The sequence below is a fragment of the Campylobacter concisus genome (genome assembly GCF_002913045.1).
GTDB classification, from domain to species: Bacteria; Campylobacterota; Campylobacteria; order Campylobacterales; family Campylobacteraceae; genus Campylobacter_A; species Campylobacter_A concisus_AP.
The window spans coordinates 452,728-477,883 of sequence record NZ_PPAF01000035.1 but is presented as its reverse complement, the minus strand read 5'-3'; the positions used below and the strand labels follow the sequence as shown (position 1 = coordinate 477,883).

General features: G+C 38.8%; 28 protein-coding genes. 12 read left to right on the top strand and 16 right to left on the bottom strand.

The features are described from left to right. Positions 1–17 precede the first annotated feature (17 nt). The 4 genes from abc-f to CYP43_RS06330 all read left to right on the top strand — a co-directional run bounded on the left by abc-f (position 18) and on the right by CYP43_RS06330 (position 7,020). Entirely contained in the window at positions 18–1,949 is a 1,932-nt protein-coding gene (abc-f, locus tag CYP43_RS06345) for a ribosomal protection-like ABC-F family protein (RefSeq protein WP_103582915.1), read from the top strand. A 43-nt stretch (positions 1,950–1,992) separates the two neighbouring features. Continuing rightward, complete coding sequence (locus CYP43_RS06340; RefSeq protein WP_103582914.1) at positions 1,993–3,510, top strand: DKNYY domain-containing protein; 1,518 nt, start codon at positions 1,993–1,995, stop codon at positions 3,508–3,510. Between the two features lie 38 nt (positions 3,511–3,548). Then, on the top strand, positions 3,549–4,952 hold the full coding sequence (locus tag CYP43_RS06335) for a DKNYY domain-containing protein (RefSeq protein ID WP_258032170.1): 1,404 nt from the start codon (positions 3,549–3,551) through the stop codon (positions 4,950–4,952). A gap of 127 nt (positions 4,953–5,079) precedes the next feature. After that, entirely contained in the window at positions 5,080–7,020 is a 1,941-nt protein-coding gene (locus tag CYP43_RS06330) for a BCCT family transporter (protein ID WP_103582912.1), read from the top strand. Positions 7,021–7,376: 356 nt separating this feature from the next. Here the strand turns inward: CYP43_RS06330 and modD are convergent, their stop codons facing one another. The 10 genes from modD to CYP43_RS06280 form a co-directional block, all read right to left on the bottom strand. After that, the gene (gene modD, locus CYP43_RS06325; RefSeq protein WP_103582911.1) at positions 7,377–8,210 is read right to left on the bottom strand and encodes a ModD protein; all 834 of its coding nucleotides are present in this window, start codon (positions 8,208–8,210) and stop codon (positions 7,377–7,379) included. Between the two features lies 1 nt (position 8,211). Continuing rightward, entirely contained in the window at positions 8,212–8,472 is a 261-nt protein-coding gene (locus CYP43_RS06320) for a helicase (protein WP_103582910.1), read from the bottom strand. Between the two features lie 12 nt (positions 8,473–8,484). Beyond that, positions 8,485–9,948 carry an alanine/glycine:cation symporter family protein gene (locus CYP43_RS06315; RefSeq protein ID WP_258032169.1) on the bottom strand — a complete coding sequence of 488 codons (1,464 nt, stop codon included), beginning with the start codon at positions 9,946–9,948 and terminating at the stop codon, positions 8,485–8,487. A gap of 14 nt (positions 9,949–9,962) precedes the next feature. Then, positions 9,963–12,038: a heavy metal translocating P-type ATPase gene (locus CYP43_RS06310; RefSeq protein ID WP_085658619.1), complete on the bottom strand. Its 2,076-nt coding sequence runs from the start codon at positions 12,036–12,038 to the stop codon at positions 9,963–9,965. After that, entirely contained in the window at positions 12,022–12,345 is a 324-nt protein-coding gene (locus CYP43_RS06305; protein ID WP_087577962.1) for an oxidoreductase, read from the bottom strand. Before CYP43_RS06305 ends, CYP43_RS06310 begins: the two co-directional genes overlap by 17 nt. Next, positions 12,345–12,659, bottom strand: a complete 315-nt coding sequence (locus CYP43_RS06300) for a hypothetical protein (protein WP_021091246.1) — start codon at positions 12,657–12,659, stop codon at positions 12,345–12,347. The genes CYP43_RS06305 and CYP43_RS06300 overlap by 1 nt, the downstream gene beginning before the upstream one ends. A 9-nt stretch (positions 12,660–12,668) precedes the next feature. After that, on the bottom strand, positions 12,669–13,019 hold the full coding sequence (locus CYP43_RS06295; RefSeq protein ID WP_021091243.1) for a hypothetical protein: 351 nt from the start codon (positions 13,017–13,019) through the stop codon (positions 12,669–12,671). Continuing rightward, a complete protein-coding gene (locus tag CYP43_RS06290; RefSeq protein WP_103582909.1) occupies positions 13,012–13,662 on the bottom strand; it encodes a ferritin-like domain-containing protein in 651 nt (216 codons plus the stop codon). The genes CYP43_RS06295 and CYP43_RS06290 overlap by 8 nt, the downstream gene beginning before the upstream one ends. Continuing rightward, on the bottom strand, positions 13,655–13,978 hold the full coding sequence (locus CYP43_RS06285) for an HMA2 domain-containing protein (protein ID WP_021091233.1): 324 nt from the start codon (positions 13,976–13,978) through the stop codon (positions 13,655–13,657). Before CYP43_RS06285 ends, CYP43_RS06290 begins: the two co-directional genes overlap by 8 nt. A 101-nt stretch (positions 13,979–14,079) precedes the next feature. Continuing rightward, positions 14,080–14,526: a Fur family transcriptional regulator gene (locus CYP43_RS06280; RefSeq protein ID WP_054196789.1), complete on the bottom strand. Its 447-nt coding sequence runs from the start codon at positions 14,524–14,526 to the stop codon at positions 14,080–14,082. A 150-nt stretch (positions 14,527–14,676) separates the two neighbouring features. Here CYP43_RS06280 and CYP43_RS06275 point away from each other — a divergent pair, with 150 nt between their 5' ends. After that, on the top strand, positions 14,677–14,886 hold the full coding sequence (locus CYP43_RS06275) for a hypothetical protein (RefSeq protein WP_002942234.1): 210 nt from the start codon (positions 14,677–14,679) through the stop codon (positions 14,884–14,886). A 91-nt stretch (positions 14,887–14,977) separates the two neighbouring features. Here the strand turns inward: CYP43_RS06275 and CYP43_RS06270 are convergent, their stop codons facing one another. Continuing rightward, the gene (locus CYP43_RS06270; protein WP_103582908.1) at positions 14,978–15,640 is read right to left on the bottom strand and encodes a lipid-binding SYLF domain-containing protein; all 663 of its coding nucleotides are present in this window, start codon (positions 15,638–15,640) and stop codon (positions 14,978–14,980) included. Between the two features lie 117 nt (positions 15,641–15,757). Here CYP43_RS06270 and CYP43_RS06265 point away from each other — a divergent pair, with 117 nt between their 5' ends. Together CYP43_RS06265 and CYP43_RS06260 are read left to right on the top strand one after the other, a co-directional pair. Next, positions 15,758–16,366 carry a trimeric intracellular cation channel family protein gene (locus CYP43_RS06265; RefSeq protein ID WP_103582907.1) on the top strand — a complete coding sequence of 203 codons (609 nt, stop codon included), beginning with the start codon at positions 15,758–15,760 and terminating at the stop codon, positions 16,364–16,366. After that, complete coding sequence (locus CYP43_RS06260; protein WP_103582906.1) at positions 16,363–17,349, top strand: SAM-dependent methyltransferase; 987 nt, start codon at positions 16,363–16,365, stop codon at positions 17,347–17,349. The genes CYP43_RS06265 and CYP43_RS06260 overlap by 4 nt, the downstream gene beginning before the upstream one ends. Here CYP43_RS06260 and ybaK read toward each other — a convergent pair. Next, positions 17,338–17,820 carry a Cys-tRNA(Pro) deacylase gene (gene ybaK, locus CYP43_RS06255; RefSeq protein ID WP_103582905.1) on the bottom strand — a complete coding sequence of 161 codons (483 nt, stop codon included), beginning with the start codon at positions 17,818–17,820 and terminating at the stop codon, positions 17,338–17,340. The two genes, CYP43_RS06260 and ybaK, sit on opposite strands and share 12 nt — an antisense overlap. A gap of 58 nt (positions 17,821–17,878) precedes the next feature. Between ybaK and fliL the strand changes: the two genes are divergently transcribed. From fliL to CYP43_RS09715, 3 genes are all read left to right on the top strand, one after another. Continuing rightward, positions 17,879–18,415 (top strand): flagellar basal body-associated protein FliL, encoded by a 537-nt coding sequence (fliL, locus tag CYP43_RS06250; protein WP_103582904.1) that lies wholly within the window; start codon positions 17,879–17,881, stop codon positions 18,413–18,415. Then, positions 18,412–18,756: a holo-ACP synthase gene (gene acpS / locus CYP43_RS06245; protein WP_103582903.1), complete on the top strand. Its 345-nt coding sequence runs from the start codon at positions 18,412–18,414 to the stop codon at positions 18,754–18,756. The genes fliL and acpS overlap by 4 nt, the downstream gene beginning before the upstream one ends. A gap of 144 nt (positions 18,757–18,900) precedes the next feature. Continuing rightward, the gene (locus CYP43_RS09715) at positions 18,901–19,671 is read left to right on the top strand and encodes a hypothetical protein (RefSeq protein ID WP_103582902.1); all 771 of its coding nucleotides are present in this window, start codon (positions 18,901–18,903) and stop codon (positions 19,669–19,671) included. Between the two features lie 146 nt (positions 19,672–19,817). Here the strand turns inward: CYP43_RS09715 and radA are convergent, their stop codons facing one another. Genes radA through CYP43_RS06220 form a run of 4 tightly spaced genes read right to left on the bottom strand, consistent with a single transcriptional unit; the run spans position 19,818 to position 22,986 of the window. Next, entirely contained in the window at positions 19,818–21,158 is a 1,341-nt protein-coding gene (radA, locus tag CYP43_RS06235; RefSeq protein WP_103582901.1) for a DNA repair protein RadA, read from the bottom strand. Then, positions 21,133–21,495 carry a VanZ family protein gene (locus CYP43_RS06230; RefSeq protein WP_103582900.1) on the bottom strand — a complete coding sequence of 121 codons (363 nt, stop codon included), beginning with the start codon at positions 21,493–21,495 and terminating at the stop codon, positions 21,133–21,135. The genes radA and CYP43_RS06230 overlap by 26 nt, the downstream gene beginning before the upstream one ends. Continuing rightward, positions 21,488–22,354: a signal recognition particle-docking protein FtsY gene (ftsY, locus tag CYP43_RS06225; RefSeq protein ID WP_103582899.1), complete on the bottom strand. Its 867-nt coding sequence runs from the start codon at positions 22,352–22,354 to the stop codon at positions 21,488–21,490. The genes CYP43_RS06230 and ftsY overlap by 8 nt, the downstream gene beginning before the upstream one ends. Further along, positions 22,354–22,986, bottom strand: a complete 633-nt coding sequence (locus CYP43_RS06220; protein WP_054196779.1) for a TlpA family protein disulfide reductase — start codon at positions 22,984–22,986, stop codon at positions 22,354–22,356. The genes ftsY and CYP43_RS06220 overlap by 1 nt, the downstream gene beginning before the upstream one ends. Positions 22,987–23,035: 49 nt before the next feature. On the opposite strand from CYP43_RS06220, the gene CYP43_RS06215 reads away from it, so the two are divergent. Together CYP43_RS06215 and rny are read left to right on the top strand one after the other, a co-directional pair. Beyond that, positions 23,036–23,668: a 5-formyltetrahydrofolate cyclo-ligase gene (locus tag CYP43_RS06215; protein ID WP_103582898.1), complete on the top strand. Its 633-nt coding sequence runs from the start codon at positions 23,036–23,038 to the stop codon at positions 23,666–23,668. Next, complete coding sequence (rny, locus tag CYP43_RS06210; protein ID WP_072594345.1) at positions 23,601–25,154, top strand: ribonuclease Y; 1,554 nt, start codon at positions 23,601–23,603, stop codon at positions 25,152–25,154. Before CYP43_RS06215 ends, rny begins: the two co-directional genes overlap by 68 nt. The last annotated feature ends 2 nt before the right edge of the window (positions 25,155–25,156 follow it).

The window sequence follows — 25,156 nt, the reverse complement described above, 5'->3', positions numbered from 1 at the left end:
TAAAAAATGAGAGAAAAATGGCATTAATCGACCTGATAGACGTAAGTAAAAAATTTGGCGCAAATGAGATTTTAAACGCTGTAAATTTTAGTGTAAATGAAAATGAAAAGATAGCGATCATTGGCAAAAATGGCAGCGGTAAAAGCACGCTTATGAAGATCATCTCTGGCGAGGTGGCAGCTGATAGTGGCAGACGCATAGTGCAAAGCCTAATAAGCGTCGAGATGCTAGCTCAAACTCCAAATTTTAACGCAACTTTTACCGTAAGGCAGGCGCTAAATAACGAGCTAAAAGAGATATTTGATGCGATAAGCGAATATGAAAAGAGCGGTGTTTTACTAGCAAATGACCCAGAGAACAAAGAAATTTTAAAAGAGCAAGAGAGACTTTTAAAATTTATAGAGGCAAAGGATGGCTGGAATATCGAGCATAAGATCGAGCGAATTTTGCAAGAATTTAAGCTAAAAGAGTATGAAAATAGGCCCATTTGCTCGCTTAGTGGCGGCGAGATCAGACGCGTGGCACTGGGTGCGCTCATCCTTAAAAAGCCAGATGTGCTGCTACTTGACGAGCCGACAAACCACCTTGATGTTTACATGGTCAAATTTCTTGAAGATATGCTAAAGGGCTCAAATCAAAGCATAGTTTTTATAAGCCACGATAGGTATTTTATCGATGCACTGGCAACCAGGTGTGTTGAGGTTGAGGATGCAAGCTTAAAAAATTTCGAGGGTGGATATGCAAACTATCTAACCAAAAAAGAGGAAATTTTAGCAAGCCTTGCAAAGTCGCATGAGACGCTACTAAAACAGCTAAAGGCTGAAGAGGAGTGGCTAAGAAGAGGCGTGAAAGCTAGGCTAAAGCGAAACGAGGGTAGAAAAGAGCGGGTGCTCGCTATGCGCGAGGAGGCTAAGAAAAATCCAGGTGTGATAAGGCGCGTGAGGCTAGAACTTGAGCGTGCGAGTAAAAATTTCAACCAAACGCAGAGCCAAAACCGCAAAAAAATGCTCTTTGAGTTTAAAAATTTAAGCAAAAGCATAGATGGTAAGGTGCTTTTTGAAAAATTTGACGCAAGAGTTTTGCAAGGCGAGAGGATCGCCATAGTCGGGCGAAATGGTAGCGGCAAAAGCACGCTACTTAAAATTTTGCTAGGACTTGAAAAACCAAGTAGCGGCGAGATAAAAAGAGGCGAGGTGAGTATCGGCTATTTTGATCAGGCTAGAAATGTCCTTGATGACGATAAGAGCCTGATCGAGACATTTTGCCCAAACGGTGGCGACCACGTGCTAGTTCGTGGGCGAAATATGCACGTTTATGGCTATCTTAAAAATTTCCTTTTCCCAAAAGAATTTTTAGATAAAAAGATAGGTGTTTTAAGTGGCGGTGAAAAAAACCGCGTGGCACTTGCACTTCTTTTTATAAAAACCTACGACGTGCTGGTGCTCGACGAGCCAACAAACGACCTTGATATCGCAACTATTAACATTTTAGAGGATTATTTGCAAAGCTTTGAGGGGGCGATCTTACTTGTTAGCCACGATAGGTACTTCGTCGATAAGATGGCAAATAAGCTTTGGGCGTTTGAGGGCACAAAGATAAATGTCTTGTATGAAGAGTATAGCGTCTATTTGGAGCTTGAAGATGAGCTAAAAGAGCTTGATAAATTTGAAAAAGAGCTTGCAAATAACCAAAATGAAGCCAAGCAAAAGAGCAAAACCGGCATAAAGCTAAGCTACAAACAAACGCAAATTTTAAATACATATCCAGATAAAATTTCGGCCCTTGAAGCAAAAATTTCTGAGCTAAATGAAGGTTTAAGCGATCCAAAAATTTATCAAGAAGTGGGGCTAACTAAGCTTTATGAAGAACTTGAAAAGGCAAAAACTGAGCTTGAGTGCCTAGAAAATGAGTACTTTGAAGTGCTTGAGATCGCCGAGGCACTGGAGTAGGGAAGATAAAGTATCACAAGATGAAGTCATTTGCAGGTTTAAAATGATAAAAAAATACCCAATAATTGTCATAGTGCTACTTTTTGCTTTTATCTTGCTTGGTATTTATATATTTATGTTTATTTCCACTGGCTATATAGATGAAGATAGAGAAAAATTTAAAGATATAAGAGGCAGTGTGTTTTATACCACCGAATATGACAAGGTCTATGCCATGGTACCAAGCGGCGGTAAATTTGAGCTAATAGGCGTGAGGGCCAGTAAATTTAGATACATTGACACCGGCAAATACGACAACAGAAACGTTGGCGCTAGCGATGAGGCTGTATATTGCGGTAACCTCGTGATGAGTGGGCTTGATCCAAATGGCGTTAGAGCGCTTGGCAATGGCTATTTTGGTGACGGCAAGATTACATATTTTTGCGATAGCGTAAGCGAGACAAACCTCGAAATTTCCGCACTTAAAGAGTTTTGGGACATCTTCTCGCACAAAATGTTTAACACCCCAAAAGCGCAAACTCATATCTATAAATTTAGGCAGGTTGATAACGCAAATTTAGCAGCGATCTTGGGCTTTGGCTATGCAAGCGATGGAGTAAAGGTCTATCATGAGGGCAAAGAGCTAGAGGGCGCAAATGCCAGTAAGATGCGTTATATAGAGCAGATATCTGGCAGAAAGAGCGTGCATTTTACGACTGATGGGGAAAATGTCTATTATGACAGCACAAAGCTAGGGATCAAATTTAGCCCGCAAATACGTGATATCGGCGAGATATGGCGCATTCACTATCTTTATGAGCCAAATTCTGGCATGGTCTATGCAAATGATCATGAATTTGACCCCAAATTTGCCCCATACGAGCCACTTTTTAACCTAAAAGATGAGCACTCCTATCACGCTCTTTTTCGCGGCAAAGGCGGGATCTATCACTGGGAGCGAAAGTGGCAGTGGTATAACAGTATAGATGAGGGCGAGTTTGTAAGGGACGGCGATGATCCATTTAAAGGCGAGATAACGCCGCTATATGGCGACGTGGTGATAAGTGATGGCAAGACATATTTTTTAAAAACCTATGAAATTTGGCACAACACAAAAAATAACCACAGCCTAAGCTCACGCCACACGTCTATCGTAAGGCTCGATACAAAAGAGCAGTGGCGAAAGATCGGCTTTGTAAGAAACGATGGCTACGGAGCGGTCTATGCAAACGGCGATAAGACTTATTATTTTGATAACGTCGGCTACGGCTGGCATTTTAACAGCAGTGTTTATGATATAAATGACCTTGGCGTGGTTGAAATTCTCACTCGTCCTTATGGCCCAAATGTTGAGAATTTAAAACTTGATGAGATAGTAAAAATGGTAGATCAAGGCGCTATGGTGCCAGCTGAGGGCGAGGTGGTGATAGATGCAGTAAGCGACTTTGATGATTACTCGCAAAAATATGCCTACTGGATATTTTTAGCCATCGCATTTATAGTCTCGGTGGTTGGCGCTATTTTTAAAAACAAAAAGCAAAAAAGCGAGCTTAAAAAAAGGATAGATGACTATAGATCATGAGAAAAATTACTATTAGATTTATTTATTTTTTAGTTATCTTGACGCTATTTTTTGTTTTGGCGATGCTTTATCTATGGCATGAGGGCGAGTATCAAAGAAGCTTTGCAAACATTGACAATAGCGAGTTTTACCGCTCGCCAGATGGTAAAATTTACGTTCAAATTTCAGGCAGCGGCAAGTATGAGCTAAAAGGCGTCGATGAGGCTAGTTTTAGGGTTTTAAAGCTAGAACATGCATACGACTACTCAAATGTGGCGGCTGATAAAAATTATGTCTATTGCGCTAGAGAAATTTTGCCTGGTCTTGATCCAAAAAGTGCCAAAGTGCTTGGCAATGGCTATATAAGTGATGGCAAGATAAGCTATTATTGCGCCACTAGAAGCGAGAAAGAGGCGGGATTTAGCGAATTTGGCGTTATTATGAAAAACCTTGTTCACGTTTTTATAAAAAGCTACGATGATAGCCCTTATTTTTACAGGACAAAAAGGGTTGAAAGCACAAATTTAGAGCCTATCTTTGACGCTGGCTTTGCAAGAGACGGCGACACGCTTTACTACAAGGGCGAAAAGCTTGACGCGCAGCCTAGCGAGCTAAGATACATCACGACAGAAAATGGCGCTCCTAGCGGATATTACACAGATGGTAAAAGCCTATTTTTAGGCTTTTATAGGCTTGATGCAAGCTACTCAGATGAGACGCGCCGGATTTGCTATGACCCAAAGCATGATATAGAATATCTTTTTGAGCCAAAAAGTGGGGCGGCGTTTGCAAATGAGCATAAATTTAACGCTCAAAATATGCCTTATAGCGCTATTTATAGCGTGGATAATGTGCACTCGTTTTGGCCTCTTTTTGCCAGCAAAGATGGAATTTACTTTTGGGATGGCAGTAAAAACGAACAGGCTAAAATTTCAGACTACCAGCTAAAAGGCGAGCTAAAAAGGCTCTATGCTGACGTTTTTGTAGATGAGAGCTCAGCGTATTTCTTACAGCAAGGCGAAGAGTGGCGGCGCTCAAAGCATGGCAGACACTTAGAGGCGCAAACAGTCTCTTTATATAAATTTGCCCCAAGCTCATCTTGGCGTGAGGTGGGGTTGGTAAAAGATGGCGAATATGGCGCAGTTTATGCAAATGGAGATAAGCACTATTTTTTTAGCAAGATAAAGCCATTTTATGGCATAAAGCATAGCGTTTATGAGGTGGCGAGTCCTAGCGTCATAGAAAATTTAACAAGAGCGTCTAAAGAGCTTAGCGCAAAAGATATCAGCGAGATGATAAAGCGCGGCGAGCTAGTGGAGGCAAGCGGCGAAGAGGTCGCGAGATCTAGGATAGAGTATGACACGCCAAAGATCATTTTGTATATCACATTTGGCATCGCTTTTGTCGTCATAGTGCTAATAACTCTTACAAAACCAAAGAGAGATAAAAGCGACTTGAGATAAATTTCAAAGTGGCTATTTTTGATGGTTAAAGCTTAAAATTTCATAAAAAATTTAAAGAAAAAATTTGACCCATTTACTCTTTTTTGTTATTTTGAAATGAAGCTGAAATTTATAAAAAAGGAGAAAAATGATCAAATTTCAAAAGTCGAAATTTAACAACTCGGTATTTATCCCATCGCTTGTTGTCATATTTTTAATAACGGCATTTGCAGCGATATTTCCAAATTTCTCAAATGAGTTTTTTAAAGGTATGCAAAACTACATCGCGGCCAAATTCGGCTGGTTTTACATCCTGGCCGTCGCCGTCATACTGCTAAGCGTCATCATCCTTGGCTTTAGTAAGCTTGGCGAGATCAAGCTCGGAGCCGATCACGTAAAGCCGGAGCACAAAAACGTCTCATGGTTTTCTATGCTTTTTGCCGCCGGCATGGGCATCGGGCTTGTGTTTTTTGGCGTGGCCGAGCCGCTCATGCACTATCTAAATCCGCCGCTCGGCGACGCGCAAACTATCGCAGCGCAAAAGCTTGCGATGAATATCACCTTCTTTCACTGGGGTATGGGCGCATGGTCGGTCTATGCTATCGTGGCGCTAATCCTTGCCTTTTTCTCGTATAGACACGGCTTGCCGCTTACGCTTAGATCGGCGTTTTATCCGATAATCGGCGATAAAATTTACGGCAAGATAGGTAGCGCCATCGACACATTTGCCGTCGTAGCGACGCTTTTTGGCGTGGCGACATCGCTAGGATACGGCGTACTTCAGGTAAATGCCGGCCTTACGCACGTTTTTGGCCTGCCGACCATGCATATTACGCTTCTAATAGTGCTTTGTCTGGCTGCAACCGTCTCAGCGGCAAGCGGCGTGGATAAGGGGATAAAAATTTTATCAAACGCAAACATCGCGCTAGCTATATGTTTTATGTTTTTGATACTATTTTTGGGCGATACGACGCAGCTTTTAAAGTCGTTTGTACAAAATAGCGGCAACTACGTCTCGACGCTTATTTCAAACACCTTTAATCTCTACGCCTACGAGAGGCAAAACGAGAGCTGGCTTGGCGGTTGGACGCTGCTATACTGGGCTTGGTGGCTATCTTGGTCGCCGTTTGTGGGGCTGTTTATCGCCAAAATTTCAAAGGGCAGGACGATAAGAGAATTTGTGATCGGCGTGCTTTTCGTGCCAACCGGCTTTACATTTGCTTGGATGAGCTTTTTTGGCAACTCGGCGATCGCGCTTGTGCAAAGTGGCTTTAGCGAGCTTGCAACGACCGTAAATTCCGACTCGGCTTCGGCGCTTTTTATGTTTTTGGAGAAATTTAGCTTCTCAGGCGTGCTAAGCACCATCGCAGTCTTTATGATCGTTATATTTTTCGTCACTTCCGCCGACTCTGCGGCGATCGTGATGAATATGCTTTGTTCAAACGGTAGGGATGATACACCAGTTTGGCAAAAGGTCTTTTGGGGCGTTACAGTGGGTGTCGTGGCGGCATTTTTGATGCTAGCAGGCGGTCTTGGCTCACTTCAAGCACTTACGATCACGACCGCGCTGCCATTTGCTATAGTGCTACTTGGTGCCATTTATGGGCTATTTAAGGCCTTGCGCGTGGATCTAACCAAAAAAGAGACAAATAACTTTAGCAACATGCCTCTTAGCGATCTTTCAAAGCCATGGCAAGAGCGCCTAAGTGCGATCATCACGCTTCCAGGCAAGAAAGATGGCAAGAAATTTTTAAACGAAGTCGTGCTAAAAGCCTTTAATGAGCTAAAAGAGGAATTTGCTAAAAATGGGCTTGAAGCAAAGGTTACAAATGGCGAAAATTTTGTAAATTTAAACGTAGGACTTGGCGATGAGATGGACTTTAGATATGGCGTCTATCTCACCAAAAGCCAGAGCCCAGACTACACCAGAGAGCTTGACGGCGATGATCTTTACTATAGAGCTGAAGTCTATCTAAAAGAGGGCGGTCAGGACTACGACGTGCTTGGCTGGAGCGAAGCCACGCTGATAAACGACGTCATCGAGCAATACCGCAAACACATGCAGTTTTTACATGTTGTTAGAGAGTAAATTTGAGTGAAATTTGCCTGGAATTTGAAAATTTCTAGGCAAATTCTAAATTTTACTCACTCGTTATCGTTTGTTACTGAATTTAAAAGCGTGATATACTTGTTTGTAAATTTTAAAATTTAATTGAATTTATGTACGTGGTGTAAAGCAAGATATGAGTGTCCTTATTTTTTAGAGAAAACAAATTAGAAAATTTAACTTTATTAGTTTGTATTTTTGCTTGTAGCTATGAAATAAATTTGAAATAAAAAATGTTAATTTTTTGTTGCGTATCGTTCAAATTCCAGAGCCAAAATGCATTTTCTGTAAATTTTTAACTTTGATAGATGTTTTGCTGTATCGGTCATTGTAAAAATTTATAAAATCTCAAGTCTGGTGCTGATATCAGCAACGCCTTTTGAATACATCGCTGATGTTACTATCGCATCGGCATTTGCGTAATCTTTTGCATTTGATAAATTTATACCACCGGCTGCTAGGATAATGGTATTTGGCGAAATCTCATCTCTTAAAGAGAGTACATTTTCGATGAGCTCTGGACTAAATTTATCGCACTGCACGACGTCGCAATTTGCTTTTAAAAGCTTGCTTACTTCGTCTAAATTTTCAGCTTCAATGCATACTTTTCGCTCAGCCATTTTTGCTTTAAACTCTGGCAAATGCGATAAAAATTTATCAAAGCTACCGTAGGCTTTCATGTGGTTTTTAAAAAATAAAATACTATCGCTAAGCCCAAGCCTATGGATGCCACCACCGCCTTCAAGTACGGCTTTTACGCAAAATTTCTTAGCAAACGGAAAACTCTTTCTGGTTGACAACACTTCACATTTTTCATTGACGCACTTTGCGGCATTTACCATTTTATTTGTATAGGTTGCAATGCCACTAGCGTATTCTAAAGCTACTTGAGCTAGTTTCCAGACCTTGTGTGCGCATTCATAATCACCATAAATTTTTATGATTACATCGCCAGCTTTGCAAATTTGACCATTTTGGACAAAACTTTGACTTTCACATGAAAGTAGCCTCGCGATACTTGCAGCTACATCAACGCAGCTAACACAAATTTCATCACGTGAATAAATCTCAAGTGAGGCTTTTTTATCGATATTTTGAAGCGACGTAGTAAGATCAAAGTAAGGTATATCTTCATTTATATAGCTTAGAATTTCTGCGTCGCTAAGTATCATTTTATGCCTTTTTTACCTCATTTTTTGCTTTTATTATCATTTTTTTAAAGATTCCATTGTCATAAAGCCCAGCATGATAAAGAGCAAAACAAGTAAATGCAATGCCTGAAGCAACGTGAAATTTCTTAATGCTTTTATTTCTTTTCATAAAAAGGGCGCTTAAGCAAACTGAGGCTAAAGTGATGCCCATACCGACTTTTGATACTTGTCTGTGAGTGTGTATATCAAGTAGTTTGCCACTTATTTTTGTATCGTTTTTCAAATTCTTCTCCATTTAGTTTTTATTCCAGCAACTTGTATTTTTGATGCCAAGACTTTCTGGGTCAAATTCTGGATTTAGCCCAGCCTTTCTTTGAGCTTCGTAGTCTTTGACCGCTATTATCACTACTTTTGAAAGTAAGAATATAGCGATGATGTTAATAGTTGCCATTGCAGCCATTGTGATATCCGCGATATTCCAAGCGAGCTTTAAATTCATCTGAGCGCCAATAAATATCATAACGACAGCCGTTATCTTAAATAGCAACGTAAGCTTGTGGTTTTTTGTTAAAAATTTCATATTTGCCTGAGCGTAGTAGTAGTTGCCAATAAGCGAAGTGATGGCAAAAAGTACAACTGCAAGAGTAGTAAAATGAACTCCAAATTCACCAAAATACTCTTTCATTGCAGCTTGAACGAGAGGAAGGGCGGTTAGCACCTCACCACCTGAGCCAGTCTGCTTCGTAAGATAGGCCTGTGAAAATAGCACGATCATACCAGATGCGATACATATAGTCATGTCTATAAAGACTGCCATTGCTTGAACTAGGCCTTGTTTTACTGGATGGCTAGTATGTGCTGCGGCTGCTGCGTTTGGAGCTGAACCCATACCAGCTTCGTTTGAGAAAAGGCCTCTTTTGATGCCTATTACGATCACGCTGCCGGCAAATCCACCAAATATCGCTTTAAAATCAAAGGCATTTTCTAAAATCATCTTAACAACATCAGGAATTTCTTTGAAATTTAAAATAATAGCGATAAGCGCTAGCGAGATGTAGGCAAGTGCCATGAACGGCACGATGTATGAGCTTACCTTACCGATGATGTGGCTTTTGCTAAAAAACATTACCGCCGCAAATGCTGTAAGGATAAGGCCGATGCCAACAGGTAGTCCACTTTGTGCAAAGCTAACGTTGCTACCAGCTTTGTCATAGTAAATTTCAAAAGCTGATGTCATGGTATAGCTTTGAAGTCCGTTAAAGCCGTATGCGTAGGTGATGATGAGAATCACCGCAAAAAGCGAAGCCAACCACTTTATGCCAAGGCCATTTTTGATGTAATAAGCTGGACCACCTTTAAATCCAAAAACATCTTTTGTCTTATAAATTTGCGCTAGCGTGCTCTCTATAAAAGCTGAAGCTGATCCTAAAAATGCCATCAAGCACATCCAAAAAAGAGCACCAGGACCGCCCGCGACGATGGCAGCTGAAATTCCAGCGATATTGCCTATGCCAACGCGCGAAGCAGTCGAGATCATAAGTGCTTGAAATGGCGTTAAATGGTGCTTATTGTACTTGTCTTTTTTTTCTACTAAGACCCTGCAAGCTTCAAAAAACATCCTAAACTGCACAAAACGAGTCAAATAACTAAAATAAATTCCCGTAGCCACAAGAATAATGACTAAAAAATATCCATATAAAAAGTCGTTGGCTACGTCCATTTTGCCGTTTAAAAAATTTAAGAAACTATCAAGCACCATCTACCCTTTTAAATTTATTTCGATTTGAATTTTACGCCCTTCATCGAATTTAATAAAAGCCAAATCGTTGTACCATTATGAAGCATGGCAGTTGCTATTGGATTTAACATACCAAGTGTCGCAGCACTTAGTATAGCTGTGTTTACGCCAACGGTTGAGCGGAAATTTGAGCTAATTAAATCCATTGTTTTATTTGCAAGCTCTTTTACGAGAGCTACGCTCATGATGTCGTCTTTTAAAAGACTTATGTCAGCCGTCGCTTTAGCTATATCAGCACCTTTGTGCATGCTTATGCCCACATTTGCCTTAGTTAGGCTTGGAGCATCATTTATGCCATCTCCCACAAAGGCTACTTTTTTGCCCTCACTCTTTAGCTCTTCGATGATAGCTGCTTTATCTGTTGGTAAGCACTCTGCATAGACCCTATCAAGTCCAAGCTCACGTGCTACTTCTTCAGCCTTGCTTTTGATGTCGCCGCTTAGCATGACGACCTCTTTTACGCCAAGGCTTCTTAGCTTTTTAACCATATCTTTTGCGTTTTCTCTCATATCATCTTTCATAGCGATGACGCCAACTAGCTCTTTATCATATCCTACATAGAGTAAGGTTAGTCCGCTATTTAATGCTTTGCTTATTAAAGCTTCATGAGCTTTAAAGCTTATCATCTCGTCATCTTCCAAAAAGTGCCTGCTGCCGATAACCACCTCTTTGCCGTGCATCGCAGTTTTTACGCCGTGAGCTACGATAAATTCAACTTCATCGTGATGAATATGGTGGAAACCACGCTTATTTGCAGCTTCAACTATTGCTTCGGCTACTGGATGAAAGTAGTGTTCCTCGGCACTTGCAGTTAAATTTAATATATCATTTTGAGAAAAGCCCTCTTTAAATGAGTAAATTTCAACTACACTTAGGCGTCCATGTGTAAGAGTGCCGGTCTTGTCAAATACAAAAGTATCAACTGAACTTAAAGCTTCGATCGCCTTTGCACCTTTTACAAGAATGCCGTTTCTACCTGCTTTTGAGATGCTTGATTTAAAAGCAACTGGTGTAGCAAGCTTTAATGCGCAAGAGTAGTCCGCTTGAAGTACGCTAGCAACGCTATTCATATTTTTATTTATAATGTATGAAAGTCCAGCAAGAGAGAGCGTAACAGGCACAAGTTTATCAGCTAGTTTTAACGCTTTTACACCAATGGCTGATTTTTCATTGAGTGAGGTTTGTATGTACTCTTTGATCCTAGCTGTCGCTGTATCACTACCTACATTTTCAGCCCAAATTTTTATCCTACCTTCATCAACCACGGTGCCACTTATAACACGGTCGCCTCTAGCTTTTGGTATAGGCTCAGCCTCTCCGGTCATTGAGACTTGATTTACATCGGCATTACCTTCAACGATATAACCATCAACACCTATCGTCTCACCAGCTCCAACTACTACGATGTCGCCCTTTTTTAAATTTTCGGTTTTTACTTTTTCAAGCGTCTTTTCACCATTTAAATTTCTCTCGACCCAGACTTCTTCGATATTTGGTTTTGCTAGCTCTTTGATGAGATCATCACTTCTGTGGCTAGCACTTTCTTCCATATATTCGCCGATATTTATCATCAAATTTGTGCTATTTGCTGCTAAATGATCGCCCATTGCTAGGCTAGTACCAATGGCAGTTGCCTCAAGCACTTTTGAAGTGATACCCTCATGCCTTAGCTCTTTTGCACCTTCTATTAGATTTGGAGCTGTGGCGTAAAGAGTCACGGCTGATTTTAGAGTTTTGTTACTCATAAATGGCGTTATGCCAAGTGCAGCAGCAGCCTTATAGATATTTGCCTTGCTTGGCAAATTTGGATCTTTAGCCTTTGTTGGAAATTCATAGCTCTTGATAAAGTTTAAAATTTTATCGTAGTTTTTATCGTATTCAACGATAATGCTTTTTGCGTATTTATTTACACGAACACTTAGTGCATCAGTTCGCTCTGAGATCGCAGCCTCGATAGCGCTGACGTCGCTTCTAGCGTTTAAGCTCTCGCAAATAAACCTGGCTCTATTTTTACTCTTATGAGCTAGAGTGATCTTATTTTTGTGAGTCAAGTTCTGCTTTGACATCTTCAAAACGCTCTTTTAGTTCTTCTATGCCAGCATTTATAAGCTCGCCACCTTTGATAATCGCTTTAAATACGCACTCTTGTGCTTTTGGATTAGTCAGTACATAAGCTGCGATACCACCTAAAACTAGACCTTTTACAAAGCCAGCAGCATTAAAATTTTCAGGTACAAATGGTAAATTTTGAGCTGCATTGTTTATTGCATTATCGATTGCGCTTGGCTGAGTAGCTGCTGCATTGTTAGCTGCAGTCTCACTTGCTACGTTTTCTTCATTGATGTAAGGGTTATTCATTATTTACTCTCCAATTTTATTAGTTTTTCTGCTATCAAAAGACCGCCGATGCCAGCTGCTGTAAAAGCTGCTGCATTTAGATATTTTTTTTGTGCTATTAAATTTGAAGCATGAATACCAACAGCACCTACAAAACCACCTGTTACAGCGTATTTCGCTATCTTTTTAGCAACATCTTTTTTAGTTGCTCTATTATTTAGATAGTCGCTAAAGCCAAGTGCAGCTGCACCCATGCCAGCGATTAAAGCACCGCTGATGAAGTGATCAAATGGAAGCCTTGTGCTTGAAAGTGTAAAAAGACTATTTTCTTGCATTCTCTATCCTTATGCTATATCGTTTGGTGTGATAGCTTTTGGAGCGGCTGGCTTTTTAGCGCGTGGTTTTCTTGTTTTCTTTACCACTTTTTCAGCCTCTTTTTCTACTTTTTTAGCACCGCGTTTTGCTTTTTTCTCTTCTTTTACTATAAAGTCTTTTGCATCTTTTGCAACACTTTTACCTTTTTTGTAAAGATCTTTTGCAGCCTCTTTGCCTTTATCAAAGCCATCTTGGGCGTACTCTTTGATCTTATCTCTTTTATTCCAAGCAGCTATTGCTAAACCGCCTACTGCTAAACCTGCTAAAAATGGTAATGCCATTTTAAATCCTTTCTTTGTTTGATTTTGTAAATTATTCATTTTCTTCATCCTTATTAAAATTTTTACTAACTACTGAAATGCCTAATGCCCCAAGCGCAAGCCCGCTAAAAAACGAGAAATTTGGATTATTGGTTATCTTTGCTAACTCGCTTTTATCAGCCTTGCCACTTGCGATATTTTGCAAGCTTTTAGTTATCTCATTAAAGTCATTTTGATAGTTTTCTAAAATATTTGTTATGCCATTTTGCTCAAAATTTTGTGAAATTTCATTTAAATTTAGCTCATTTTTTATTTCACAGCCACTATAAATTTCTTTTAAGCGTTGTTTTAAAGAGGCGACGTATTCGTTATTTGAAGTAGCCCAAAGTCTAAAAAATAGATCTTTTAGCTCCTCGTCATCTAAGCTTTCGCAAAATTTTTCATACATTTTATTTAGCTCTAGCTCATAGTTTAAAGCTTGTATTAGCGCATCTTCTTTATTTTTTGCTGGCAAAAATATAGCTTCATTTTCGCAAGCAAGCTCATAATCATGTGTGCTCGCAAATTTTTCTATCAAGATGATTGCATTTTTTCTGATATTTGCGATCTCGTTAAAAATATCACCAAATGAAGCTAAATTTTCATATAAGCTAAGTGCGTTCTTTTCGCTGGTATACGATGCATTTAAAAGTTCATTAAGCATATTTCACTTCTTTTGCAACTTCATTTACTCTAGTTGAAATCTCTTCTAAATTTTGCCCTTTTAAGAGATCTTCCCAAAGGTTTTTTGGAAAAATTTCATGATCATATTCGATCGTTACAGAGCCGATTAGCTTGTTAAATTTTACATTTTTTATACCATTTATTTGAGCTATCACATCATCTAGGCTAGCTAAATTTACGCTGCTACTTAGCTCTTTTATCTTTGGACTAACTCTTACTCTTAGTCTGCCGTTTGTATGAGCTATCATTGAAAAATAGCTTGCAACTTGTGCTAAAGTTTGTGTCTTTATATCCATTTTCATCCTTTTTTTAATTGCGTATTATCTATTTCACAGCTTAAATAAATCTGAAATTTTTTTGTTTTTCATTATCAAAAAGTAAAATGAAATGATAAAATTTAATTTCCATTTTTTTCTTGGCAATCACTGCAAATACCATAAAGTATCATTGTATGCGACTGTTCACTAAAATTTTTTTCTTTGCAAATTTGCTCTTGCCTTTGCTCTATCATCTCATCTTCAAAATCAACTATCTTTTCACAAATTTCACATATCAAATGATCGTGCGAGGATTTTAAATTTAACTCAAATTTCTTTACTCCATTTTCTTCAAAACAGTTTGCAAGATGATGCATTTCGAGAAAATTTAAAAACGAGTAAATTGATGTCATTGAAATTTCATTCTTGTGGATTTTGTAAATTTCTGAAGAAATTTCTTGAGCACTTAGATGAGAGTTGCTAATGAAAAGTACATGCAAAATTTGTTCTTTTAACTCTGAGCTTTTCTGCCCAAAGGCTTCTAAAAACTCTTTAAAATGCTTATAAAATAGTTCAAAATTATCCACAAAAACCTAACTAAAATGATAATGAATATAAGGATTTTACAACTTTACTTATAAAAAAAGTATAAAATTTCTTACGAATTTCAAGTAAAGTATTTTATAAGATTGTTTTGGTATAGTGTCGCATTTTTTAAATCAAAATTAAGGAATAAAATGACTTACGACGAGCTTGAATTAGACGCCGTTTTGTTAGAGGTTTTAGAAAATAGAGGCAGTTTTGATTCTATGGACGATGAGGAGCTTTATGAGCTTATCGAACAAGTTGCACAATATACAGATGGCGATTACGAAGAAGCGTTTGAGTATATGACTCAATTTTCTCCAATCCCTAAAAAACGCTTTGTTTCACTATTTATGGTTTAGCAAAAAGCTAAGCCATAACTTCTATAAAATTAATCAAAAAAGTAAAAATAAAAAGAGCTCTTGACCCACTTAATGAGCCAAAAAATTTGAGCTATAAGAAGTATTTTGAGATTATTTCTTTAAATTTTAGTGTGTATTTACTAGCTTTTGGGCTATTGTTGTAGATATTTTCAAAATCATACATTCGCTCATAGTAATCATTTGTATCTTGTCTATTTATTTTTAGCCTTGCCACATCTAAGCTGACGCCTACAAAAGCACCACTTGTATTGCCGCGCTCCTCAGCAAATGCTGAAATTTCAGGCAAATCACTTGTGATCGCTACCTCATTACCAACGCCACCAGTTGCTTCTGCTTTTAGGCTGATCGTATCTTTTGCATTAAATAAATTTGCATAAGCTTCTGAATTTTTAAATAAAATGATCATATCAGCTGAGCTGTAACCAAGTTGTAAGCCTATGCTACCAGATGTGTAATTTACAAAAAATGGGCTTGACCATTCACCATCATCGTTTTTAGCGATAAATACGCCTTTGCCTGTTGAGCCAGTAACGATAGCGCCTGCTTTTGTCACATCAGGGATTATGGCGATCGCTTTTATGCCTTCAAATTTAGTGTTTGGCTTTAAATTTCTTGCACCAAAAGTGTTTAAAATATTTATTGCATTTTTTAGCTTTTGATTTTGGATCACATCAGCATTTAAGTATGGCGTGAAAAATAAACCAGCAAGAAATATGATTAATAGTCTTTTCATTAAAATTCCTTCCTTAAATTTTTCGTTATTATAGCCTAAAATAAACTAATGGTAAAAATATTATTAATGATTTTTTATGAGAGTTCATTATAAAATGCGACCTTTTAAGGGAAAAATATGAGTTTAATAATTTTTGTCGAATACGTCGGTATCGCATCAGCTGCACTTAGTGGGTTTTTATTTGCAGTAAAAAAGGAGTGCGACTGGCTTGGAGTCTTTTTATCTGCATTTTTGACCGCACTTGGTGGCGGTATCATGCGTGATATGCTCGTTGGTAGGGCGGTTTATTCATTTACGCACTATATGCCAGTAAGCGTTGTCATTTTTATGTTGATTGTTTCAAGAGTGGCAAATTTACACATAAAAAGAGAAGGATTGGAACGAAAATTTGTATTCATCTTTGCCGATGCGATCGATGTTATCTGTTTTTCTATTGTGGGAGCAATGGTTGCAATTGAGTATAACTACAACATCTTTGGCGTGATGATGATCGCCTTTTTTAACGGAGTTGGTGGCGGTATCTTAAGAGATATTTTGCTAAACGAAATTCCATGGTTTTTACGCACAGGGCTTTACGGCACGATAAGCCTTGGCGTGGGGCTTGCTTACTTTATCCTCTATCATCTAGGCCTAACCAATATATTTTTTACCATGCTCTTGCTTGCTGCTGGCATAACGATTAGGATGTTTGCATTTTACAGAGGTTGGAAGCTACCCGATCTATGAAATTTAGCGAGTTTTTTGATATCTGGGTCAATGAAAACTACTATAAATTTGGCGTAGATATCGGCAAAAAAGGCGATTTTTACACAAATGTAAGCGTTGGCTATCTCTTTGGCGCTTGCCTTGCAAACTATTTTATAAAGCTGCTTAAAAATGGCGAAATTTCTAGCTCTTGCAAGGTCGTGGAGATCGGTGCGAACTCTGGCGATATGCTAGCTGATTTTGCGCAAGGAATTTTTACGCTTAAGCTAGAAATTTTGCCAAATTTGGAGTTTATAATCATCGAACCTCATGAAATTTTACGTAAAAAACAGCTTGAAACTTTTGCAAAACGCTTTGGCGATGATGTCAAAATAAAACATTATGAAAATTTAGACGAGTGCTCGTTTGAAGAAATTTTCGTCATCTCAAATGAGCTACTTGACGCATTTAGCTGTGAGGTGATAGATGGGCAAAATATGCTTTTTGTGGAGGAAGACCTAAAATTTCACTGGCAAAAGGCAGATCAAAATTTGCTAGCTCTTGCAAAGAAATTTGGCATAAAAAAGGGCGAGATATCAACTAGCTACGCTAAATTTGCGCTTCAACTTGCAAGTACGGCAAAAAAGGTCAGATTTTTAAGCTTTGACTATGGCGAATTTGAGCCAAAAAATGAGTTTAGCCTAAGGATTTTTAAAGACCATCAAGTATTTTCTTTGTTTGAAATTTCAAGCCTTGCGCCATATTTTAAAAGATCGGATCTAACATATAGCCTTTGCTTTAAACAAGTAAAAGAGGCTTTTTGTGAGGCTGGCTTTGAGATGCTTAAATTTAAAAAACAAAATGAAGCTTTAGTTTGCGATCTTGGCGTGGATGAAATTTTATCTTTAGTACTTGAAAATGGTAGCAAGCAAGCCTATGAAAATGCAGCCAAACAGGCGAAATTTCTACTCTCACCAGAGTTTTTAGGCGAGAAGTTTAAATTTATAGAGGTTTTAAAGAGCTAGCCTAGCGATATTGGCAAAACTTGCCTCGCAAGCCTTTAAAAGATCGTTTGGAGCTATCTTTATCTGTTTGCCTCTTACTCCAGCACTTACTAACACGCACTCTTGCTCTTTTGCACGTTCATCGATAAATGTTGCAAAGTGTTTTTTCATAGCAAGCGGTGAGCAGCCACCCCTGATGTAGCCAGTGATCTTTTCTAGATCTTTTAAATTTATAAGTTCACAGCGTTTTGCGCCACACGCGTGAGCAAGTGCTTTTAGATCAAGCTCCAAATCGCCCTGCAAGCAAGCAACAACGAAATTTTTAGGCTCACACTCACAAACGATAGTTTTATAAATTTGCTTTATATCTTGCTTGGTGCTAGCTGCTACGTGGAGGGCTGAAAGATCGTTTAAATCAACTTCATACTCTAAAATTTCATAATTAATTTTTAGCTTGTCTAAAACTCTAGCAGCATTTGTCTTATGTATCATTTTTTCTCATTTTTGCGAATTTTTTGTATAATTATAGCCAAAACTTAAAGGAGGAAAGATGGCTGAAGAAGTTGAAGAGAAAAAAGCAAAAAAAGGTGGCAATGGTGCATTAATGATAATTATCATTGCGATATTTGTTTTGCTGCTAGTTATTGGAGGGCTAGTCGCGTTTTTAATGCTTAGTTCTGACGAGCCAAAAGAGGCAAACATGATGCAAACACCAGCTCAGACTCAAACGCAGCCCATGCCAGCTCAAAATAAGGCAAAGCATGGTAGCAACGACTATTCAAATATGGGACCGATATATCCGCTTGATCAGTTTATTGTAAATTTGCTTAGTGAAAATGGCTCAAGATTTCTTAAAACCAAGATCGATATGGAGCAAAGCGATGAGTTGCTAACTCCTGAGCTAGATAAGAAAAAGGCACTTTTAAGAGACATTATCATCAGAACACTCTCTTCTAAAACTTACGAAGAAGTGAGTACCGCAAAAGGCAAAGATAGGCTAAAAGACGAGATCGTCGGCAAGCTAAATGAAGTGCTAAATGATGGCTACATCAAAAACATATTTTTTACTGATTTTGTGGTTCAATGATAGGTATTGATATCGTTAAGATAGATAGAATTTCTAGACTCAAAGCTCGTTACGGCGAGCTTTTTTTAAAAAAATTTCTTAGTGATGACGAGATCACGCTAGCAAAAAATGATGCAACTTTGGCTGGATTTTGGGCAGCCAAAGAAGCAGCTAGCAAAGCCCTTGGTGTGGGTATAAGCAAAGAATGTGGCTTTTTAGACATAACTATAAGTAAAGATACAAAAAATGCACCAAAGATAAAATTTAGCCCAAAAATTTATACAAATTTTAATATCAAAGAAGCAAGCCTTAGCATAACTCACGACGGTGGTTTTGCTGTAGCTGCAGTGATGATTGTCTAAAATTTATACATTTTTACAAAGCTTTTTAATATCTTTTAACTACTTCTGATAAATTTAAAAAACGTATTTTTATAAAATTTTTTAAATAAAAGACGATATCTTTAATTAAGATTTAATGGAGCTAAAGAAACTAAGGATAGTAAAATGCGAATTTCTAATAACCTCCCAACTACTAACTATCTCTCAAGAGAAAACATAGCAAGAGAGATGGGATTTAAATTTAACGATATAAACGAGATACTTAGTAACGATATGGGTCATGGCATAACATTTCCTAAGTATATGAGCCTAGACGATAAAGCTAAAGCAAGGGAATACGACAGATATGATCACTCGCTTACTGGCTTTGTAAAAGGTGAAGGAGAGGCAAGAGTAAGCATACTTGGTAAGCTAATGGGCTATGACGACTCTTTTTCAAAAGATGAGATAGATGAGCTAAAGAAATTTATAGATGATAGTAGTGCTTTAGGGCTTGAGAGAGCTTTTGGTGACTCAGAGACTTTATCCGTTAATGAATTTATAAAAAGATATACCAGAAAGCATGGTTTCTCTGACTTTACCTTTGGTGGAACAAAAACAGCCGAGTTACTTGATAGTGATATGAGCGTTGATGAGTTTAAAGCTAATTGGACTAAATTTGCACTAAAAAAGCGCTTTGGTTTAGAGCTTGACGAGGAGTTAGCAAAAGAGACTATAAATTCTATCAATGATCTTGAAACACAAAACAAAGAAGATAAAAAAGAGAAGAAATTTACACCTATACAAGTTACTAAAAAATCTCACACCTATAAGCTTGAAGCCGATGAGAGATTTAAAGAGCTTTATAAATTTATAAAGAGTGAATTTGATAGTGGCAAGAGTATGTTTGAAATTTTAGAAAAAGTGGCAAAGCTTAAAGTGGATAAGAGGGCATAGGTATTTTATAAGCAAAGAACGGAATTTTTATAATTTAAATTTCAAAGAAAAAGCATAGATGCTCACAGACTTATGCAAAAGATAAATTTCAAAAAAACATGGCCTAGCCAGTAAAGTATTGATATTAAGTTGCTGGCAAGATAAATTTACATCCATTCAAGCACTTGCGTGATATCTTTGGCGTAAAAGCACTTTAGACCTTGTGTGTCAAGCGGTTTGTTTGGGATGATAGCATTTTTAAATTTCTGTGTTTTTGCCTCTTTTAATCGCTGATCTAGGTTAAAAATTTCTCTTATCTCGCCATTTAGGCTTAGCTCACCGATAAAAACACTATCCTTGCTGATAGGGCGGTTTTTAAAGCTACTTATTATCGCTGCGATGACGGCTAGATCTGCCGCAGTCTCGCTTATCTTAACACCACCTGAAACGTTTATAAAGACGTCGTAGTGCCCAAGTGGAATTTCAAGCTTTCGCTCAAGTAGGGCTAGCAGCATATCCAGGCGGTTTCTCTCAAAGCCAGTCGAGCTTCTTTTTGGGTAGGCGCTTTCGCAAACAAGTGCTTGTATCTCGATGCTAAGCGCTCTTGAGCCTTCCATTATGATAGTTATCGCACTGCCACTCATCGCCCCGCCACGTGTGAAAAATTTACTAGATACCTCGTTTGCGCTCACAAGTCCGTGCTGGCTCATCTCAAATATGCCAACCTCGCTCGTCGAGCCAAAGCGGTTTTTAAACCCACGCAAAATTCTCAGCTCTCTGCTCGCGTCACCCTCAAAATAAAGCACCACATCGACCATGTGCTCAAGCACTCTAGGCCCTGCGATCGAGCCCTCTTTAGTTATGTGTCCGATGATGAAAACGCAGATATTTTGACTCTTTGCAAGTCTCATCAGCTCAAATGTGATCTCGCGAACCTGCGTGATCGAGCCTGGCGCGGAGGTTATATTTTGGCTATAAAGCGTTTGTATGGAGTCGATTACTAGCACCTTGTAGTCGCTCTTTTGTACCTCTAGCAGGATATCTTCTAGGCAAATTTCAGTTAGCAGGTATAAATTTTTATCCACCGCATTTAGCCTATCAGCTCTCATTTTTATCTGGCTTTGGCTCTCTTCGCCGCTTACATAGAGTGTTTTTTTACCGTCTTTTGCTAAATTTGAGCCGATTTTTAGAAGCAGGGTTGATTTGCCAATTCCTGGACTGCCACCTATTAAAACGAGCGAGCCTTCGACAACGCCACCACCAAGAACGAGATCTAGCTCGCTATCTTTGGTGCTAAATCTCGTAAAATTTTGAATTTCTACCTCGTCGATGCTTACAGCCTTACTAGGCGCTCCAGTGCTTTTTGCTATCTCTTTACTTATCTTTATCTCTTGCTGACTAAGCTCGACAAAGCTATCCCAAGCCCCACATTGTGGGCATTTGCCCAGCCACTTTGCCTGTTGATTACCGCAGGCTTGACATTCAAAAACTGGCTTTGCTTTTGCCATAAATTATCCTTTTTAAAATTTTAGCTACTATCACTCCAAAAGCCGCTCCGATCATATCAGCCACGATGTCAAGCAGACTAAATTCCCTGTTTGGTAAAAATGCCTGAACGAGCTCTATTTGCACACCAAAGGCTAAAAGCAGGGCTAAATTTTTTAAAATTTTAAACTCATAGCCAAGATAAAGCAGTATATAAAGGACGAAAAAAGCTAAAAAATGGTTTGCTTTGTCCCACGAATTTTCGATGATAGCGGGACTTTTTGGAGTGAAAGCAAGAAAATCGATCACCAAAAGAGCGGCAAAAAAACAAAAACGGCTTAGAATTTTTACCCTACTCAAAAATAGCGTCCATTAGCTCGTCTAAAAACTCGTCTGGGTTAAATTTGATGATATCATCCATGCTTTCACCAACGCCTATATAAAATATAGGTAGCTCAAGCTCTCTTGCCACACCAAATAGTGCTCCGCCCTTTGCAGTGCCGTCAAGCTTTGTGATGATGACGCCATCAAGTGAGACGATATCGTTAAACGCCTTTGCTTGTGCAACTCCGGCGTTACCTTGCGTGCCATCAAGAATCAAAATTTTGCGGTGAGGCGCTTTTTCGTAAGCTTTTTTGCTAATACGAACGATCTTTTCTAGCTCGTTTGCTAAATTTGTCTGGTTTTGAAGTCTGCCGGCTGTGTCAAGGATGACTCGGTCGATACCTTTTGCAAGGGCTGAGCTGATCGTGTCGTAAGCAACAGCCGAAGGATCATGCCCTTGCTGTGTGGCGACTATTGGCACATTTAGTCTAATTGACCACTGGCGGAGCTGCTCGATCGCTCCAGCTCTAAATGTATCGCAAGCACCTAAAATAACGCTTTTGCCGTTGTTTTTATATAAATTTGTAAGCTTTGCGATCGTTGTCGTCTTGCCAGCGCCATTTACGCCAAGGATGAGATCGACAAATGGCTTATCAGGCTCGATCACACGTTCGTTTTCGTAGATAAAATAGCTGCTCATAACGCGCCTTAGATCGGCTCTACTTACTTCATCTTGTGGCGGTAAGTAGTATAAAATTTCTTCCACGATCTCATAGGATACGTCAGCTTCAAGTAAAATTTCTTCTAAGCTCTCTTTGTCTATCTTTTTTGACTTCTTCGCTGAGCTTATCGCTCCAAAAGTCTTCTCAAGGCCTTTTTTTAGAAAATCAAGCATTATTTTGTGGCCCTATTTATGTCATTTTCAAGCATCTCTTCAGGCACAAGACCGATGTAGCCTTGAACGTAGTCACCATTTGCTTTAAAAAGTGCTGACGCAGGCAAGCCTTTTATGCCACCCATTGCTTTTTCAAATAAAAAATTTCCCTCGCCGACCGCGACTTCGTATTTTATTTTATATTTTTGAGCAAAATCTTTTACTTCATCTTCACTTTTATCTTCAAGTAGCACACCAACGATATCTAGTTCGTTTTTAAATTTCTCGCTTAGGTTGTTTAAGTGTGGGATCTCAGCCTTGCACGGAGGGCACCAAGTGGCGAAAAATACGTAAAGAGTTGCTTTTTTGCCATCTTTTACATCAAAGCCATTGCTTCTTTTTGTAATCTGCATAGTTGCTCCACTTAGCAGCTTTAGATTTATCTCTTTTATCTCGCTATCTTGGGCATTTTCACTCATTTTTGGAGTGAGTGAGTCTTTGCTTAAATTTTCATCTTTGCTAGCATTTTTATCTAAAATTTTGCCTTGCGTTTGTTCGCTTGTATTTTGCTCTTTTTTTTGCTTGTTCTCGTCGCCGCATCCAAAAAATGCAAAAATGCAAAGTGATGTTATAATTGCTCGTTTTAATGTCATGAATTTCCTTTTGAATAAGATTTCAGGATTATACAAGAAAGAGCATAAAATGAGCGTTAATTTAGAAAAAAATGAATTTAGAAAAAATGCAAGAGTAAATTTGATGAAACTTACTAAATTTAAGGCCAAATGCTCTCACTATAAAGCTACGAAAACGCTTTTAAATTTGATAAATTTTACAAATTCTAAGAAAGTACTGTTTTATTTGCCACTTAACTACGAAGTCGATGTGCTTAAAGTAAGGCGAAATTTATCACGTAAATGTGAAATTTTTGCCCCTTTTATGGTAGGTCTTAGCTTAAAGATGGTAAGATTGCGACTGCCATTTATAACTTATAAATTTAATGTCAGACAGCCATCTGGCAAAAAAATGAATAATGTTAGACTTGATATGGCGGTAGTTCCAGCGATTGGGGTTGATGGAGCTATGGCAAGGATAGGGCATGGAAAAGGATTTTATGATAGATTTTTTGACTCTTTACCCATTAAGCCAAAACGGATAGTTTTTCTTGAGATAAAAGACTTTTACACCAAAGATATGCTTTCAAATGCACAAGACGCGGTAGCAGACTTTTATATAACCCCAAATAAAAATTATATAAAAAGAGGAATAAATGATAGAGGTTTTAATAGGCTTAGGAGCCGGTGTGGCGGGCGTTGGAGCAGGGTATCTATACGCTAAAAAGATAAATGATGCAAACTACAACATCTTCTTAGAACAAGCAAAAGCAAAAGCAAAAGCTATCGAGTATGAGGCTGAGCTAACGCTTAAAAATTCTAAAATTTCAGTACAAGAGGCTGAATTTGAGGCCAAAAAAAGATACGATGACAAGACGACAAAGCTTCAAAAAGAGTATGCAAGTAAATTTGATGAACTAGCCAAAAAAGAGAAAATTTTGCTAAATGAGCAAGAGCTTTTAAACGAGAGTAAAGAGCTTTTTGAAAAAGATAAGCAAGACGCAAAGATCACTTACGAAGAGGGTTTAAATTTAAAAGCAACTTACCAAAATAAGGTAGAAGAGGCGATAAGGGTACTTGAGCACGCTGCTGGCTTAACAGAAGAAGAGGCAAAAGAAGTCGTACTTAAAAAGGTTGAGGAGAAGTCTCGTGCGGATATCGCTCACATCGTTAGAAAATACGAAGAAGAGGCAAAAAGAGAGGCTAAAAAGAGGGTTAATTATATCTTGGCGCAGGCTACGTCGAGATTTGCTGGAGAATTTGCGGCTGAGCGTCTAATAAATGTCGTAAATATCAAAAACGATGAGTTAAAAGGTAGGATCATTGGCAAAGAGGGGCGTAACATCAAGACCCTTGAAATGGTGCTTGGCGTTGATATCATCATTGACGACACACCTCATGCGATCATACTAAGTAGCTTCAACCTTTACAGACGTGCAATCGCAACAAGAGTGATAGAGCTTTTGGTAGAGGATGGAAGAATCCAACCTGCGAGGATAGAAGACCTTCACAAAAAAGTGACTGAAGAATTTGAGCAAAGTATACAAGAAGAGGGTGAAAACATCGTCATGGATCTTGGTCTAAATAAAATTCATCCAGAGATAGTAAAACTAATAGGCAAGCTTAAATTTAGAGCAAGCTATGGTCAAAATGCTCTTGCGCACAGCCTTGAAGTGGCTCATCTTGCTGGTATCATCGCAGCTGAGTGTGGCGGAGATGAGAAACTTGCAAAAAGAGCTGGCATACTTCACGATATCGGTAAGGCACTAACTCACGAGTACGAGGGCAGTCACGTTGATCTTGGAGCAGAAATTTGTAAGCGCTACAAAGAGCATCCAGTAGTTATCAACGCTATCTATGCTCACCACGGTCACGAAGAGGCAACAAGTATAGAAAGTGCGGCTGTTTGCGCAGCTGACGCACTAAGTGCAGCTCGTCCAGGTGCAAGGCGCGAGGTACTTGAGAGCTTCTTAAAGCGTGTCGAAGAGATCGAAAACATCGCAAAAAGCAAAGATGGCATCAAGCAAGCTTATGCGATCAACGCTGGCCGTGAGATTCGCGTCATTGCAAATGCCAAGCTCATAAACGACGATGAGGCAGTGCTTGTAGCAAAAGAGATAGCTCAAGAGATCGAGAGCAAGGTACAGTATCCTGGTGAGATAAAAGTAAGTGTCATCAGAGAGACTCGTGCTGTTGATTTTGCAAAATAACG